The sequence below is a fragment of the Schauerella aestuarii genome, assembly GCF_009866805.1.
GTDB classification, from domain to species: Bacteria; Pseudomonadota; Gammaproteobacteria; order Burkholderiales; family Burkholderiaceae_B; genus Schauerella; species Schauerella aestuarii.
This window is the reverse complement of sequence record NZ_SIZW01000043.1, coordinates 122998-138475: the sequence shown is the minus strand read 5'-3', so window position 1 is coordinate 138475 and position 15478 is coordinate 122998. Positions and strand designations below refer to the sequence as shown.

The following is a 15478-nucleotide window of genomic DNA, read 5'->3' as shown; positions in this document are numbered from 1 at the left end:
CCGCTTGCCTCTCGGGCAAGGCCTCATCCCTCGTAGATCAACGCCAGCGCTTCGCGCGACGCGCCCAATCGCTCCGACAGATCTCGCGCGGCATTGCGCAACAGCAACGTCATGCGAGGCGCGTCCAGCGTATGAATACGAGCGGCCAGGCCGGCCAGCGTCAAGGCCGCGACGAAGCGATCTTCATTGCCGAAGATCGGTATCGACCACGACGCGCTGTATGGATCGCGCACGCCGCTGGAGAAGAACGGCAAGGGATCCTTCCCTCGCTTGGCCAGTTGATCCCAGATCTTGAACACGCGGCCAGTGGACGACTGATCGGGCGGCATCACACTGCCCGCCAGCACCTGACTATGCAGTCCCTCATAAGGCTGCGATCGAAACAGGCATAAGCGGGAACCGTCCTTTTGCGGCGTGTAGTACGACGCGCTTTCTCCCGTTTCTTGCATGAGTGCCGTCAGCACCGGCATCACGACTTCGGCGAGTTTGAACCCCCGCTCATACACCCGCCCCAGGTACAGCACCCGGGGCCCGAGCGAATAAATGCCCTCTTGATTGCGCACTACATAGCCCGCACGCATCAGCGAGTTCAACAGCCGGAATATCGTCGTCTTGTGCAGCGGCGACAAGGCCGCCAGTTCGGCCAGCGAAAGGCTTGGACGTTGGGGTGAAAAGCAGTCCAACACGCTCAGTGCCCGCTCCACGGCGATCACGCCATCGTTACTCATATCTGCCTTCCCATCTACCCGCTTCGAACTCGCCACTGTACAGAGTACAACGCCATTTCACTCGATATAGTGGGCGTTCGAGCGTAAACAGAAACGAGGAAGACAATGACCGGCACATCACTTTTAGTCGTGACCGCCCACGTCGGGGACTTTGTCTGGCGGTGCGGCGGCGCGATCGCCCTGCATGCCAAACAAGGCATTCCAGTACATGTGGTTTGCCTGAGCTTCGGCGAGAACGGCGAATCGAACGCTGCATGGTCGGCCGCACCCGCGCCCAGCCGCGAGGAGGTCAAGGCATGCCGTCGCGCAGAAGCCGAAACGGCCGCTACCCTTCTTGGCGCCGCGCACGTCGACTTTCTGGATCTTGGCGACTACCCGTTGCCCGAATCGACGGCGACGGTTCAACGGATCGCACAGGCGATCAGGCGCATCAAGCCGGCCACCATCCTGACCCATCCTGAGCGCGACCCATCGAACCTGGACCATTGCCGCACCTTCAACATGGTGCTCGGGGCGCGCATGATGGCGCTCGCCCCCGGTCACGGCGCCGATATCGCGTCGCCTGCGCAAGTGATGTCGTTCGAGCCGCACCAGCCGGAGCTTTGCGACTTCAAACCCAACGTCATGCTCGATATCAGCGATGTGTGGGACACCAAAAAACAAGCCATGCAGGCGATGCCCACTCAGAAGAACCTGTGGGCGTACTACGAACGCGTCGCCCTGCAACGGGGTGCCCAGGCAGGCCGGCGCGGGCAAAGCGCGGCCGTTTACGGAGAAGCCTTTCAGAGCATTTTCCCGGCAGTGCGATCGTCATTGGTTTAAGCATTACCCATAAGAAAGACCGAGGAGACAACATCATGAAAACGCATTTCCTTCGTTATGCCACAGCCGCCATCCTGCTTGCCGGGTTCTCGGTGCAAAGTGCGGCCGCCGAGCCGTATCCCACGCGCCCGATCAAACTCGTCATTCCATTTGCTGCAGGCGGCCCCGCCGATATCGTCGGCCGGGAAATTGCCCGCGTGCTCGATAAGGAACTCGGGCAACCGATGGTGATCGTCAACCTGGGCGGCGGCCATGGCGTACCGGCGCTCAACCAAGTCCTTGGCGCACCGGCCGACGGCTACACCTTGTTCATGCCGGCTTCGGGCAACATGACTATTCCGCATCCCGCCACCAAGGATCTCGACCTCAAGCGGGTGCTGACGCCGATCAGCCAACTGACGTCGAGCCCGCATGTGCTCGTGATATCGAAGACGATTCCCGCCGACAACATCAAGGACTTCATCGCCTATGCGAAAGCCCATCCCGGCCAAGTCAACTTCGGTTCCGCAGGAACGGGCGGCGTGGCGCACCTCGGCATGGAAATGTTCAAAAGCCAGGCGGGCGTCGACGTGGTGCATGTGCCGTATCGCGGTACGTCGCAGGCCGTTACCGATCTGGTACCCGGCACGATCCACGCCTTGTTCAGCAGCATGCCGTCACTCAAAAGCATGATTGATAACGGCACCATCAAGGCCATCGGCATGTCCGCTCCCAGCAAGAGCGATATGACGGCGTCCATACCGGTTATCGCCAATGCGGGCCTACCGAAGATGGAATACACCACGTGGTACGGCTTGTTTGCCAAGGCAGGCACCCCGCCGGAAATCGTCGACACCCTCAACCGGGCGGTCAAGACGGCGTTGGCGGATCGGGCACTCGTGGAAAAATTGGATCCGCAAGGCATCGAACTGGTCTCATCTTCGCCTGAAGGATTGGCGCAGCTCGTCGACGTGGACACCGACAAATGGACGAAGCTCATCGCAGCCCAGCACATCACGATCGAGTAATTTTGGGCCTCATGCTCAACCGCACTAGCCGTCTGACGCGGTAGGTGCCGGCGACGGCACGGGGGGTCCAGCGCTCGCCCCCTGTATGACCAGCATCCCTGCAACCACCAGGAGGGCGCCCATCACGCGCAATGGCGTGATGGCTTTGACGGGCAGCCCCATCAAACCCACGTGATCGATCAGCATCGCGCACACCACCTGCCCGATCACCACGCACACGATGAAGGTGGTCGCACCCAGCCGGGGCAGCAGCACCAATGCCGCCGTCACGTAGATCACCCCGGCGATCCCGCCGACCCAAAGCCACCACGGCCCTTGCACGAGACGTCCAATCTCCGGCACGGGCACGCGCAGGGCCAAGATCAGGGGCAGGACGACCAACAGGCTTACCGCCAGCGATATCACCGTGGCCCACAGCGGATGCCCCAGCGCTCGGCCAAGAGCGGCATTACTTCCCGCCTGAAGCGGCACGGCCGCCCCGGCCAGCATCGCTAGCCCCAGCGGCATCAAGGTTGAAAACGAATAAGGCACGGCCATCGATCAGCACTCCAAAACACGATGAATAAGATTGCCAGATCATCAGCCATCCATTTAAATAATGGAAATTCCAATTTTTTATCCTAACTATTCGCGCCATGGATGATTTAAGACGGATCGATCTCAATCTGCTGCTCACCTTGCATGCCCTGTTGGCCGAAAAACACGTCACGCGGGCCGCCTTGCGTCTGCACAAAAGCCAGCCAGCCGTCAGTCACGCCCTGGCGCAGTTGCGCAGTATGTTCGATGACCCCCTCCTTGTGCGGCGCGATGGCGGGCTCGTGCTGACGCCGCACGCGCAGGCGCTAGAAGGCCCATTGGAAGCCGCCCTTGACCACGTGCGGGGGCTGTTGCGCACACCGGGTTTCGATCCTGCCCAGGCGCGGCGTCGATTTCGGCTGGCGCTGTCTGACTATGGCGCACGGATCATCCTGCCTCGGTTGATGCGCGCGTTGCGGCGCGATGCGCCTGGCATCGATCTGGCTGTGACGCAAGGCAGCAGGGAGGCGATGCAAGCGCAGTTGATCGACGGCGAACTCGATCTGGCATTGGGCGTTTTTATTGATCCGCCCCAACAGATCCTCACAGCCCCCCTGTTCCACGAACATTTCATCAGCGTGGCTGATCGCGCCACCTTACCGGCCACCGGCCGCTTGTCGCTCAACGACTGGCTTGCGCGTCCGCATGTACTCGTGGCGATGAGAGTCGACGGCGAGAACGAAATCGATGCCGCTCTGGCCGCCGCCAGTGCAAAGCGCCGGGTGGCGCTCGTGATGCCGCACTGGAGCACGGCGTTGGAGGTGATCGCAGGAACCGATCTGATATTGACCGTGGCCAGCCGCTGCGTGCCGGCATCCAAAAGAGGCGCGGGATGGCGGACTTTCGCACCACCCATCCCTCTCGCGCCATTTGAGTTTCAACAGGCTTGGCACAACCGGCGCGATAACGATCCGGCACACATCTGGCTCCGTGAGCGCGTTGCACAGTGCGCGGCCTTGCACCACCGTTGATGTGGACGATCCTTGCGATCGTTCAGCCCACGGCGTGGGCACAGTCCTGACGAACACCACGCATGACGCGTCTTATCGCACCGGCAATCCACCCGGCGCGGCTTGCCCGGGCGCAATCGCCAGGATCAATTCCACCCGACGATTGGCCGCACGGCCATCGGCGGAATCGTTGCTGGCCAGCGGCCGCGTGTGAGCGTAACCCACTGCGCGCAGACGATCGCTCGAAATCCCATCGTTGATCAGCTCGCGCAACACGCTGGATGCCCGACCCGAGGAGAGCTCCCAGTTCGAAGCAAACTGCTTGTTCTGGATCGTGACCGAGTCGCTGTGCCCTTCCACCGACACCTCGTAGGGATTGTGACGCAGCGCTTCAGCGATCGACTTGATGACCGTCGTTCCTGCGGGGCCCAACGTGGCCTGACCGGATGGAAACAACAACTCGCTGCTGATGCGCAGGCTGATCGTTTTTTCGTTGACGATGACATCGACCGAACTGCCCAAGCTATCCAGCCCCAGCGCCTGCAATGACGGCGGTTCGGGATCGGCGGGCGGCGGCGTGGCCACGAGCGGCGCCACAGGCGCATTGACAGACACCAGCGGCGCGCCTTGATGCTCAGCCGTCGATGCGGTCGCAGCCACTGTTGCATTTGGCGTATGGGCATCTTTCACCCACACCACCGGGCCAGGCCGATCGATATCCGGCACCGGTGCCCAACTGCCGCCGGGCGTCATCGTATCGGGAATGGGTGGCAAGGCCGTATGCAACGCAGTCGTTGCCGGTGCGGGCGTGCCGGCGGCGGATGCCACCATGGCCGACAGCGGCACCTGCATGGTTTGCGCCACCGGATCATCGCTCGCCGATGGCGGCTTGCTCATGCGCGACAGCCCCAGCATCACGACCAGCATCGCCAGCAACAACGTGAACAGATCAAGGTAGCTCAACAACCAGTTTTCGTCCGACTCGGCTTCAGAAGGTGCACCGAAGTGCCACCGCGCAAACCGCCCCGAGCCGCGCGCCGCGATCAGGGTGCTGGCGCGGCGCGCTGTCGCGACGGGCGGCGCCGTACGGCTGCCGCCCGTGCGTTCGGCCCGATCGAGGCTGGCCGCTTGCGCGCTCATCGCCGGGCCGAGAAATTGTAGGCCGGGGTGGCCGCGGGCCGGGCTGTGGCGGCACCGGAACGCGGCGATGCGGCAGCCATGGCCGCAGCGCTCATCGCATCCGGCTTAGGCTCGGACGTACGTTTGGCCGCCCGGCTGCCATCATCGATTTCGTCTTCGATGTGCAGCATGAAGGCTTCCAAGGTGGCACGCACTGCAGAGGGACCGCGCTTGTCGCACATCATCGAGATGCCTTGCAGCACCAGATTCATGCGTTCCACGCGCTGTTCGGTGCGGCGCTCGAGCTTGATCGCAATGGGCTTGGCGATCATGTTGGCCAGCAGAATGCCGTAGAACGTGGTCATCAGCCCGACCGCCAAGTGGTGGCCGATGGTGTCCATGCTGCCCGAGCCCAGCACCGTCATCAAATTGATCAATCCCACCAGCGTACCCAGCATGCCGAACGCGGGCGCAAAAGTGGCGATGATGCGGAACATGTGTGCTTCGGCACGTTCGCGCGCGCGCAGCCGGGCGATGCGCCACTGCAGCAGATCGATGATTTGGTCTTCGGGCGTATGGTCGATGATGAGTTGCACACCCGTGCGCAAGAACGGGTTCGATACCTTCTCGAGCTCGCGTTCCACCTTGCGGATGTCGTCGTTCATCCACAGCTTCGCCATGGCAACGAGTTCGTCGATATCGCTTTGGCTATCGATGCGATCGTCACGAAACACCGTGCGCACCAAGGTGCCGATGCGCTTGATCTCATGCAGCGGATAGGCCATCAGCAAGGCGGCGCAGGTGCCGCCGATCACGATGACCAGGCCGGGCAAGTTGATGTAGTTGCTCGGCTGGCTGCCCGAGAAGGCGGCCGCGATCAGCAGCGTCAAGGCGCCGACGGCGATGCCGATGACGGTGGATAAGTTCATGAGTGTGTGTCCCTGAGCCGGGGAGCAGCAAAGGGCAAAAGCCCCGGCGACACACGATTCTAGTCAGCAAGCGTCATCGACTATCCCGCGAAAAGCAGCCGATAAATGCCTCAGGTCGCGGCTTTCACAGGTCGGATGGCCGCTTCGGGATGAGTGTTACAGCGACCCCGGCCACAACGGCGGCGATAGCGAACACGATGAAATTCCACTCCGCACCTCGCCCAATGCCAGCAATGTAACCGCCCAGCAACGGGCCGCTCATTGCGCCTACGCGCGCAAAGCTCAACGCCCAGCCCGTGGCCGTACCCCGCGCATGCGCCGGATAATAATCGGCCAGATAGCCCGTCAAGATCAGCGAGGCCGAAATGCTGCCGATGCCGGCCAGCGCCACGAATACATAATTGAGCCACAGCGAATACCCCTGCATCAGACCCAGAATCGCGCCGGCACCTAGCAAAAAAGCTGCAGCCACCGCCCGCTTCGGGCCGACCTTGTCCGCAATCGCCCCCAATGCCAGCCCACCGATCGCCGAGGCCAGGCTGAATACGGCAAGAAACAGCAGGCTCGACCCCAGGTCGTAACCCAGCTTGCGCATGATCTGCGGCAACCAGGTGTTCAATCCATAAACGAGCAGCATCCCCAGGAACAACGCGATCCAGAAGAACACCGTGGCGCGCAGGTTGCGTGGCGCGAAGATGGCCGACAGTACCGCTTTCCAATTGGCACGCGGGCCATCGGCCGTAACGGCCAACGCTCGCGGCACGTTCAATCCGCTCAATCCGAAGCGTGCTGCCAGTCGTGCAGCCTCCTTGTGACGCCCCTTGGCGATCAGATATTCCATCGACTCGGGCAGCATGCGCGCCATGAACGGCACCGCCAGAAGCGGAATGACGCCCGCACCGATCACGCCGCGCCAGCCCAGATGGGGCACCAGCCAAATGGCCAACAGCGCGGCGCTCAAGATGCCGAACGAGTAGCCGGAATACATCACGCCGTAATTGAAGCTGCGCCGATGCGGTGGCGAATACTCGATCGTGAGCGCGGCTGCCACCGGGATCACGCCACCCAGCCCCAGTCCGCCGATAAACCTGAATACGCCGAACATGAACGGCGTAGGCGCCAACGCGGCGCCGATCATCGTCAATGAAAAGAGCGAGACGCACATCAACAGCATGCCGCGCCGTCCCACCAGATCGCTCAGGGTGCCGATGAAAAACGCCCCGAAGAACATGCCCACCAAGGCATAACTGCTCAACACGCCCAATTGCAGCGGCGACAGCATCCAGGCGCGGTCTTCGGCCATGGTGGGCAGCACCGCTCCCATGACCCCGACGTCATAGCCCTCGAAAAGAATGGCCAGCCAGCACACGAACAACACCGTTTTCGTGGTGCGTGCAGGCACGCTCCATTCAGGCGTCGAAGCACCCGGATGGGGCGCGGGTGCATTCGGGGCAAGAGCGGGTGCAGCAGTCGTGGAGGATGTCATCGTGGTGCCTGAATGATCGCGCCTGCGCGCGCCGTGCGTGATCGGTTATTCGTCAGACGTGATGCGCGAGGGGTAATGGCGCTGGCGTCTGCCGTCGTGGCGCTGGCGTCTGGCATGACGGCTCGGGCGTCATCCCTCACGCTGGCGCGTACTGCGCCATGACTCGGGCCAAGGCGGTGCCATGTTCATCGGCAAGTGCGGCGTCGCGCAGTTCACGCAGCGCCGCAGGCGACAAGGTGCCGGGTGCGCGATCCACCATCCCCATCAGCAACTCATAATTTTTCACGCCCCGCGCATGCGTATCGCTATAGCCCTTGACCAGCCGCTGGCACAGCGCGATCTCCAAGGCGAGCGCGGGATGCGCCGCCGCGTGATGCGCGATGCGTCCCAGCCAGCCCTCGATGCGCTGCGTCTCGGCGTGGTGGCGCAACGTCGACCGGCGCCAGCGCCGCATCCCCGACACCATCGACAGCATGAGATAGCCGCGCAACGAGCTGGTTCGAATCACCCGCCCGGAGCGCGTGAACGCACCCACCACACGGTTCAGAAGTCCGGGCGCCAGCAGTCGCCGGCCCAAGGCCGCCGGCAAGGTTTCCGCAATCTCTTCAAGCCGCGGATGCATGTACTCATTGATGGTCAGCAATTGATCGTCGGCCACCTTGACTTCGCGCCGCACGCGATCGAAACGTGTGGCCCGCGTCTTCAGATCCGCAACCCGGATCGTGTCTTCATAAGACATCCACAGTGCCAAGTGACGCGCCGTCTCGCGTAACAGCCGCGGGTCATCCGCCCGGCACTGCCGCTGCACGGCCTCGAGCCGATCGAGATACTGATCGGCATAGGCCGGATCCTGATAGTCGATCAACCGCCGCACGCCTTCGATGGCCACAGCCTGCACGTCGGCCGCAAACAGATCGCGTACCCGCACGACCAGTGCCGCCAACTGCGGTTGCGCAGGCCGCGGCAACGGCGCGGGATCGACATTCGACGCCGGCGGCACCACACCGGGCGCGTCCACACGCGCATACGCAGCGTCGAACGCCCGCAAACTGGCCTTTACGCCCACACCGCCACGCTCGATGGTCGCTTCGAATGCGGCGCGCCCAAACGGCAAGGTGCCGGTGGCTGCGAGCGCACCGAAAAGAATGGCGCTGATCACACTACCCGCCTGCTCGGCGGCCTGGGCCATATCGAAATGCACGAAACGCTTGGCCGCACGCGATGCATGCGCAAGCAGCGCCGGACTATCGACGCGGCCGTCGCCCATGGCGGACTTTTCGGCAATCGAATACACGCGATGGGTGGATGCGATGAAGGTCGTACGTGACGGCGTGACAAGCCCGCGTTGCACCGCGCGCCCGGCTTCCATCAGTTCCGAAGCCAACACGATATCCACGTCGCCCGGCATCGGCATCAATGCAAATACCGGCTCGCCACCGTCGGCCTGTGCGCGCTCGCGCGGATAAATCTCGACGTAATAAATGGTGGCACCCGTGCGTTGCGCCACGCCAGGCACAGACGTGGTCTGCGCCAGATAGCCGTTGCTTTCCGCCAGATCGACGATCCAGTCGGCCAGCACACCGCCCCCTTCCCCGCCCATGGCAAGAATGGCGATCTTGATCGGTTTGACGGAAGACATGGTCGTCATCACAGCACCCACTGCGCGCGACGTGCTTCGGCGCGCCGTTGCAGCCAGCCGATCACGGCACCACGCAGCCGCTGCCGCGCCCGATCCCAACGCGTGGGATTGCTCACGATCTGCGCGCGATAAAACGAGGGGCACAACACCGCAGCGTGCGATACCTCGCCGCACAAGCCGCAACCCACACAGCTATCCATCACGGTGGCCACCGGATCGGTGCGCAGCGGATCGGGATTGGGTTTGATCGAAAGCGACGGGCAACCCGATAGCCGGATGCACGAGTGATCGCCCGTACAGGTATCGGCATCGACACCAAATCGCTCGCGCACCACGCGTTCACCCGCGGCGATCGCCTGACGCACTTTAGGCTTCTCGCGCCGTTGCATATTGAGCATGCATTCGCTTTGCGCCACCAGCACCTTGGGCCCTTTCACGGTCGTGGTGAGCGCCTCGCGCAATGTGTCCGTCATCGCCTTCAAATCGTAGGTGCGCCGGATGGTCTTTACCCATTCCACGCCCACACCGCGCGCCGCCTTCTCGATCAGGTGACCGGTACTGCGCGTGGGATTCAAGGCCTTTGACGACAGAATGTCCTGTCCGCCCGTGGCCGAGGTATAGCTGTTGTCGACGACGATCGTCAGATTGTCGCTGCGATTGAACACCGCGTTGGCGATGCCGCTCGTCAAACCGTTGTGCCAGAAGCCGCCATCGCCCATCACCGAGATGGCGCGCTTGCCCGCCGGCACGTTCAACGCGGCCGCCCCTGCTGCGCCGAGCCCGTACCCCATCGTGGTATTGCCCAGATTGAACGGCGGCAGGATTGAAAACAAATGGCAACCGATATCGGCCGAAACGTGATGCGGGCCCAGTTCGCGCTCGACCAGTTTCATGGCGGTGAAGATGGGCCGTTCCGGACACCCCGTGCAGAAACCCGGCGGGCGTGCATGCACGGTATCTTCCAACGCCAGCACGGGCGCCGGTGTTTCTTCTTCGGCCATCGCCACGTCGGCGGGCGTCAACGGCGTTTGCCCTGCGCCTTCCGGCGCGTCGGCATCGACGTTGGCGTTGGCGTTTAAACCAGCGTTGGCGTTTGAACCAGCGTTGGCGTTGGCGTTTGCACCGGCATCGACCCTGCCACGGGCCTCCCCACCTGCATTGCCTTGCCCGATCGCCTCCGCGCCCGCATTGCCTGACACCTGCGCAGGCACCGTCGTCCGGCGTACTTCCTGCGCCACGAGCGGAATCACGCGCCGCGCCACCGGCTCCACCGGCACCGGCTCGATACGCCCGTAATGCTCCAGGAAAAGACGAATCCCCTTCAACATCGTGGCTGCGGTGTATTCCCCCGCCATCGGCAGCATATCCTTGCCATGCAGCGCCGCCGTGTGACCCGCGCGTCTCAGAATCGACGCGATGTTTTGCTCGACGAAATTCGGCTGCCCTTCTTCCAGCACCAGCACCGCGCGCTTGCCTTCGCAGAAGCGCAACAGTTCGGAGTCGATCAAGGGGTACGCCACGTTCATCACGTAAAGCGGTATCGCCGACTCACCGTACACGTCCGACAGCCCCAAATGATCGAGCGCCCGGATGGCCGTGTTGTAGCCCCCACCTTGCACGATCAGGCCGATGTCGTCGGCGCCTTCAGAGAAAAACTCATTGAGCTGACGTTGCTCGATAAACTTGATCGCCGCCGGCCAGCGATCCTTGATCTTCTCCTGCTCATGCAGAAAGCTTGCCGGCGGCAACACAATGCGGCTCACATCGCGATGCGGTGTTTCCATCGCCTCCTTGATGGTGAACGCGGGCCGGCGGTTATCCGAGGCCACAAACTGACCGTGCACGTGGCATGCACGGATCCGCAATTGCAGCATCACCGGCGTATTGGTCGCTTCGGATAAATCGAAGCCGTCTTTCACCGATTGCACGATACAGGGCAGGTTGGGACGCGGATCGAGCAGCCACATCTGCGACTTCATCGCGAATGCGTGGCTGCGCTCCTGCATGATCGACGACCCCTCGCCGTAGTCTTCGCCCACGATAATCAATGCGCCACCCGTTACCCCACCGGACGCCAGGTTGGCCAACGCGTCCGATGCCACATTGGTGCCCACCGTAGCCTTGAATGTGACGGCACCGCGCAACGGGTAGTTGACCGAGGCCGCCAATGTGGCAGCCGCGGTGGCCTCGCTGGCGCTGTTCTCGAAACGGATGCCGTGCTCCTGGAGAATGTCCTGCGCATCGGCCAGCACGTCCATCAGATGCGAAATCGGAGCGCCCTGGTAACCCGCCACATAGGCCACGCCCGACTCGAGCAGCGCCTTGGTCACGGCCAGAATGCCCTCGCCGCTGAACACCTCGCCCGCGCCAAGCCGCAATTTCTTGACCTCTTCAACGAATGAACGCTCAGCCATATGTCGCCTTTGGTGGGGAAATCGGGGTGTCGCGAAAGAATTCCATCCGAAGTAATATATTTTCAAACCAATATATTCAAAATCATGGTTTTCCCGCAAGCTCGCCCTGCCGTCGCGTTTGTGACACACTGCTCGCGTTTTCCCGCGAGCGTGTCACCCCATTTATGTCAGACCACGACAATCATCCGTTCATCGACGACTATCTCCCGGCCCTGCTCGCGCAGGCCAGTCACTTGATATCGGATGAATTTCACAAGACGGTGCGCAAGAACGGCGTTTCCGTCACTGAATGGCGTGTGCTCGCCACGCTTTACGGCGCGGGAGAAATCAGCATCGGCAGCCTGGCGGACATGGCCACCACCAAGCAGCCCACCGTCACACGTCTGCTCGATCGACTGGAAGTGCTCGGACACGTGCAACGCGTGGCGCACGCCACCGATGGCCGCGTCACGCTCGTGCGCATCACCGATCCCGGCAAGAAGTTGATCGCGTCGCTGATCAAACAGGCGAAGAAACACGAGGATCAGGTGATGGAAGACCTGATGCCGGGCGAATCGAAGGCGTTGAAAGAAACGCTGCGGCGTTTGATCGCGCACTACCGCTGAGCGATCCAGATCCGGCAGGTGATGATGGCCCGTCGGGTTCGAGCGACGTGGAAGCGCATGCCGAAGATGTACCGGAAGACGGGAGGCAGGTGCATCTCGAGAAACGGCCGACCCGCTAGACGCGCTGCGATCAGCCCTGGCAACTAACCTTCAGCTTGTTCACATGCCTTGCAAACCAAAGTACGTATTCATTGTTTACGCACTATAGTTTGTAAATTGGGTCTACAACATGGGATTTGTATGGCGGACTTTACCGTACGCACTGCTCAGCAGATGCCTATACTGCTCAAGGCTTTTCGCAGGCAATCAGGCCTGACGCAATCCGCTGTTGCCATGCGTTTGGGAGTCACCCAACAATCACTGTCCTCTCTCGAGCGCAATGCTGCGAAAGTAAGTGCCGATCGCCTGCTGGAAGTTCTGAGCATTCTGGGGGTGGAGCTTGTGCTGCGCAACGCCGACAAATCGCCCACGCACGAATCATCGGATGGTCCGAACTGGTGAGTCAGCGTCAAGCAAATCACACCAGCATCTCAGACAATACGACGTGCTTACCCGACTCACCGCCCAGCGCTGCCGACACCAATGCCTCGGCGATATGTGCCGCCGGATTGATGCGAAACCGGCGCGGCAGAACCGGCGCCAGCGCCCCCAACACTAAGGATGCGATGTGTTCGCCGGTTCGCTTTTCCGCGCGATCGCCACCAATCAGCCCGGGCCGCACGATCGCCAATGACCGAAAGCCGATGCGCTCGATATCGCGCTCCACCTCGCCCTTGATCCGGGAATAGAAGATTCGCGATTCAGAATCCGCGCCGCGCGCCGAGTTGAGCGCAAAGCACGTGGCGCCATGACGATGCGCGAGTGTAGCCACAGTGAGCGGATAGCCGTGGTCCACACGCCGAAACGCAGCCTGCGAACCGGCGGCTTTGATCGTCGTACCCAGTGTGCAGATCACGCTGTCCACCTTCCACCACGGCTCATCGGAAGCCAGTGCATCGAAGTTGACGATGGGATTGACGAGTTTGGTGTGCGCAGGCAAGGGCCGTCGGGTCAACGCCACCACGCGATCGACCCGCGCATCGGCAAGCAATCGCTTGAGCACTTCCGCGCCTACCAGCCCCGTGGCACCTACCAGCATGACCGTGTTCATCGCTATCCCTTCTCTTACGTAGCCGATCGGACAACCGCATCGTAGAGCGTGCGCACATACCGCTCGCATTGCCCGACCAATTGTAGGCTGGCGCGCCGAAACTACGCGTGCATATCGCGCCGCTACAGCGCGCGACTGCGCCAGCAATGCACCCGCCGTGCCCTCAACATGGCAGTGCCATGCCCCGCAATCGCAACGTTATGCAACATCGCGGCACAGCCGTGCCGTTATCCGGATAATCGCGTCCCGCCGGTGCTTGCCGGTTTACATCGACGCGGAGCCGCCATGCGCATCGTCTTGATCATCATTGGGGCCGCCGTCGTGGCCTACTTTCTCGTCCAGGGCATTCGTGCCCACAATCGCAAAAACAAATAATGAAAATCGGAAGCGCTATGAAGCCCACAGATATTTCCCCCAACGGCCGCGGGCCGAAGATCGATGGCGGGTCGATCAAATACATTGGCATGGGCGCCGTCATTTTCGCCGTCATCATCTTCTGCGCACTGGGCTCCTGGTATCAGGTCGACCAGGGCGAACGCGGCGTGGTGCTGCGCAACGGCAAGATCACGCGCATCTCCGAACCGGGCCTGGATTTCAAGGTGCCGTTCATCGATGAAGTGCGCCATATCTCCGTGCGCGATCACACATTCAACTTCGCCAAGCTCGAGGCCTACAGCTTCGACCAGCAACCGGCCACCTTGCGCGTGTCGGTAACCTACCGCGTGCCGCCCGAGCGTGTGGACGATCTGTACTCGGAGTACGGCAATCTCGAGAACATGCAGGTGCGCGTGCTTGAACGCAAAACCTACGATGTGGTGAAGAACGTGTTCGGCAAATTCACCGCCGTGAGCGCGATCCAGAATCGCGAGAAGCTCGGTGTGGACGTGAACGCTGCCGTGCGCGCGGCGATGGGCGAGACACCGGTGATGATCGTGGGCGTACAGATCGAAGAGGTGGGTTTTTCGACGGCTTACGAGCAGTCGATCGAACAGCGCATGCTTGCGCAGGTGCAGATCGAAACCACACGCCAGCAGAAGGAAACCGCCACCATCAATGCCGAAATCATCGTGGTGCAGGCCAAGGCCGATGCGGACGCGCAACGCGAACGCTTCACGGCCGAAGCCGACGGCATCCGTCTGCGCGGTGAAGCCGAAGCCTCTGCCATCGAGGCGCGTGCCAAGGCACTCGCCGCCAATACCAACCTGGTCAGCTTGAATGCGGTCGAGCGTTGGGACGGCAAGCTGCCCGCCACGCAGGTGCCGGGCTCTGCCCTGCCCTTCATCGGCATCAAGTAAAGCGTCAGGCTCGCTTGCGCGATGCGGCCAACTGCATGCGGCGATCGATCGCATCGCCGTCGCCGCACGAGCCATCCGCGCCGGCGCTGACGCAAGTTTCTGCGCCTTCAAGGCGCCGTGCGAGCGGCCTCCAGCGCTCGCGTCATATAGCGAGCACCCGCGCCGTAACCCACGAGCTTGGCGGTGAGATCCGGCGACAACTGGGATGCCGGCGTATAGCCGTGCCGCAGCCAGTAGGGCACCGCGCTCTCCAATGACACCAGACTCGCGTGTGCGAAACCGTCCGCGCCAGCCCGTGCCGCCGCCGTCCGCAGTAGCCGACCGCCCAACCCCGTGCCTTGCGCCTCAGGGTGCACGGCACAGTCGTGCAGAAACCAACTGGTGCATACTGCAGGAAGACGCGCGACGGCAACGTTCAGGGCGGGCGGCACGCCGTCCACCCATGGATAAGCGATCAAGTAAGCGCCGACGTGCGCCGTATCGCTTGCCGCCACCCAACAATGATCGGGCGCGAGCGCCAACCGGTTGAGAAAGAAGTCGGCGTCCTCAAGCAGGATGTGGGTGTAAGCCAGCGCTTGGACATCCAGAACACCGGTCACGTCAGACGGCAGCATGGGCCGGATGCGATAGGAAGATTGCAAGGTCATTCAGCCTATTTTAAGTGCTGACGTTAAAGCCGTAACCACGCGTAAAGGACGCAGTGGCCACCAGCGCTGCCGGTTAGCATCGCGACCTTCAAATTTCCATCGCCTCGGCGG

General features: G+C 62.1%; 15 protein-coding genes. 6 read left to right on the top strand and 9 right to left on the bottom strand.

Going from position 1 to position 15478, the window contains the following annotated elements; genetic code table 11:
• Positions 1 to 23 precede the first annotated feature (23 nt).
• The gene (locus EYW45_RS20095; protein WP_161137251.1) at positions 24 to 728 is read right to left on the bottom strand and encodes an IclR family transcriptional regulator; all 705 of its coding nucleotides are present in this window, start codon (positions 726 to 728) and stop codon (positions 24 to 26) included.
• Between the two features lie 105 nt (positions 729 to 833).
• Between EYW45_RS20095 and EYW45_RS20090 the strand changes: the two genes are divergently transcribed.
• Together EYW45_RS20090 and EYW45_RS20085 are read left to right on the top strand one after the other, a co-directional pair.
• Complete coding sequence (locus tag EYW45_RS20090) at positions 834 to 1550, top strand: PIG-L deacetylase family protein (protein ID WP_161137250.1); 717 nt, start codon at positions 834 to 836, stop codon at positions 1548 to 1550.
• Positions 1551 to 1585: 35 nt separating this feature from the next.
• Positions 1586 to 2557 carry a Bug family tripartite tricarboxylate transporter substrate binding protein gene (locus EYW45_RS20085; RefSeq protein ID WP_161137249.1) on the top strand — a complete coding sequence of 324 codons (972 nt, stop codon included), beginning with the start codon at positions 1586 to 1588 and terminating at the stop codon, positions 2555 to 2557.
• 24 nt (positions 2558 to 2581) lie between these two features.
• Here the strand turns inward: EYW45_RS20085 and EYW45_RS20080 are convergent, their stop codons facing one another.
• Positions 2582 to 3094 (bottom strand): DMT family transporter, encoded by a 513-nt coding sequence (locus tag EYW45_RS20080; protein ID WP_161137248.1) that lies wholly within the window; start codon positions 3092 to 3094, stop codon positions 2582 to 2584.
• 98 nt (positions 3095 to 3192) lie between these two features.
• On the opposite strand from EYW45_RS20080, the gene EYW45_RS20075 reads away from it, so the two are divergent.
• Positions 3193 to 4104, top strand: coding sequence for a LysR family transcriptional regulator (locus tag EYW45_RS20075; RefSeq protein WP_161137247.1), 912 nt, complete (start codon positions 3193 to 3195; stop codon positions 4102 to 4104).
• Positions 4105 to 4176: 72 nt separating this feature from the next.
• Here the strand turns inward: EYW45_RS20075 and EYW45_RS20070 are convergent, their stop codons facing one another.
• From EYW45_RS20070 to EYW45_RS20050, 5 genes are all read right to left on the bottom strand, one after another.
• Positions 4177 to 5223 carry an OmpA family protein gene (locus EYW45_RS20070; protein ID WP_161137246.1) on the bottom strand — a complete coding sequence of 349 codons (1047 nt, stop codon included), beginning with the start codon at positions 5221 to 5223 and terminating at the stop codon, positions 4177 to 4179.
• Positions 5220 to 6131, bottom strand: coding sequence for a motility protein A (locus tag EYW45_RS20065; protein ID WP_161137245.1), 912 nt, complete (start codon positions 6129 to 6131; stop codon positions 5220 to 5222). The genes EYW45_RS20070 and EYW45_RS20065 overlap by 4 nt, the downstream gene beginning before the upstream one ends.
• Before the next feature lie 124 nt (positions 6132 to 6255).
• Positions 6256 to 7617 carry an MFS transporter gene (locus tag EYW45_RS20060; RefSeq protein WP_161137244.1) on the bottom strand — a complete coding sequence of 454 codons (1362 nt, stop codon included), beginning with the start codon at positions 7615 to 7617 and terminating at the stop codon, positions 6256 to 6258.
• Between the two features lie 136 nt (positions 7618 to 7753).
• Positions 7754 to 9256 carry an indolepyruvate oxidoreductase subunit beta family protein gene (locus EYW45_RS20055; protein ID WP_161137243.1) on the bottom strand — a complete coding sequence of 501 codons (1503 nt, stop codon included), beginning with the start codon at positions 9254 to 9256 and terminating at the stop codon, positions 7754 to 7756.
• An 8-nt stretch (positions 9257 to 9264) separates the two neighbouring features.
• Entirely contained in the window at positions 9265 to 11670 is a 2406-nt protein-coding gene (locus EYW45_RS20050; RefSeq protein ID WP_161137242.1) for a thiamine pyrophosphate-dependent enzyme, read from the bottom strand.
• Positions 11671 to 11834: 164 nt separating this feature from the next.
• Here EYW45_RS20050 and EYW45_RS20045 point away from each other — a divergent pair, with 164 nt between their 5' ends.
• On the top strand, positions 11835 to 12275 hold the full coding sequence (locus tag EYW45_RS20045; protein ID WP_161137241.1) for a MarR family winged helix-turn-helix transcriptional regulator: 441 nt from the start codon (positions 11835 to 11837) through the stop codon (positions 12273 to 12275).
• A 240-nt stretch (positions 12276 to 12515) separates the two neighbouring features.
• Positions 12516 to 12776: a helix-turn-helix domain-containing protein gene (locus tag EYW45_RS20040; protein ID WP_161137240.1), complete on the top strand. Its 261-nt coding sequence runs from the start codon at positions 12516 to 12518 to the stop codon at positions 12774 to 12776.
• A 16-nt stretch (positions 12777 to 12792) separates the two neighbouring features.
• On the opposite strand, the gene EYW45_RS20035 is transcribed toward EYW45_RS20040, so the two are convergent.
• Positions 12793 to 13425 carry a Rossmann-fold NAD(P)-binding domain-containing protein gene (locus tag EYW45_RS20035; RefSeq protein ID WP_161137239.1) on the bottom strand — a complete coding sequence of 211 codons (633 nt, stop codon included), beginning with the start codon at positions 13423 to 13425 and terminating at the stop codon, positions 12793 to 12795.
• Positions 13426 to 13889: 464 nt separating this feature from the next.
• On the opposite strand from EYW45_RS20035, the gene EYW45_RS20030 reads away from it, so the two are divergent.
• On the top strand, positions 13890 to 14720 hold the full coding sequence (locus EYW45_RS20030) for a prohibitin family protein (RefSeq protein WP_235939208.1): 831 nt from the start codon (positions 13890 to 13892) through the stop codon (positions 14718 to 14720).
• A gap of 107 nt (positions 14721 to 14827) precedes the next feature.
• Here EYW45_RS20030 and EYW45_RS20025 read toward each other — a convergent pair whose 3' ends face one another.
• A complete protein-coding gene (locus EYW45_RS20025) occupies positions 14828 to 15367 on the bottom strand; it encodes a GNAT family N-acetyltransferase (RefSeq protein WP_407924943.1) in 540 nt (179 codons plus the stop codon).
• Positions 15368 to 15478 lie beyond the last annotated feature (111 nt).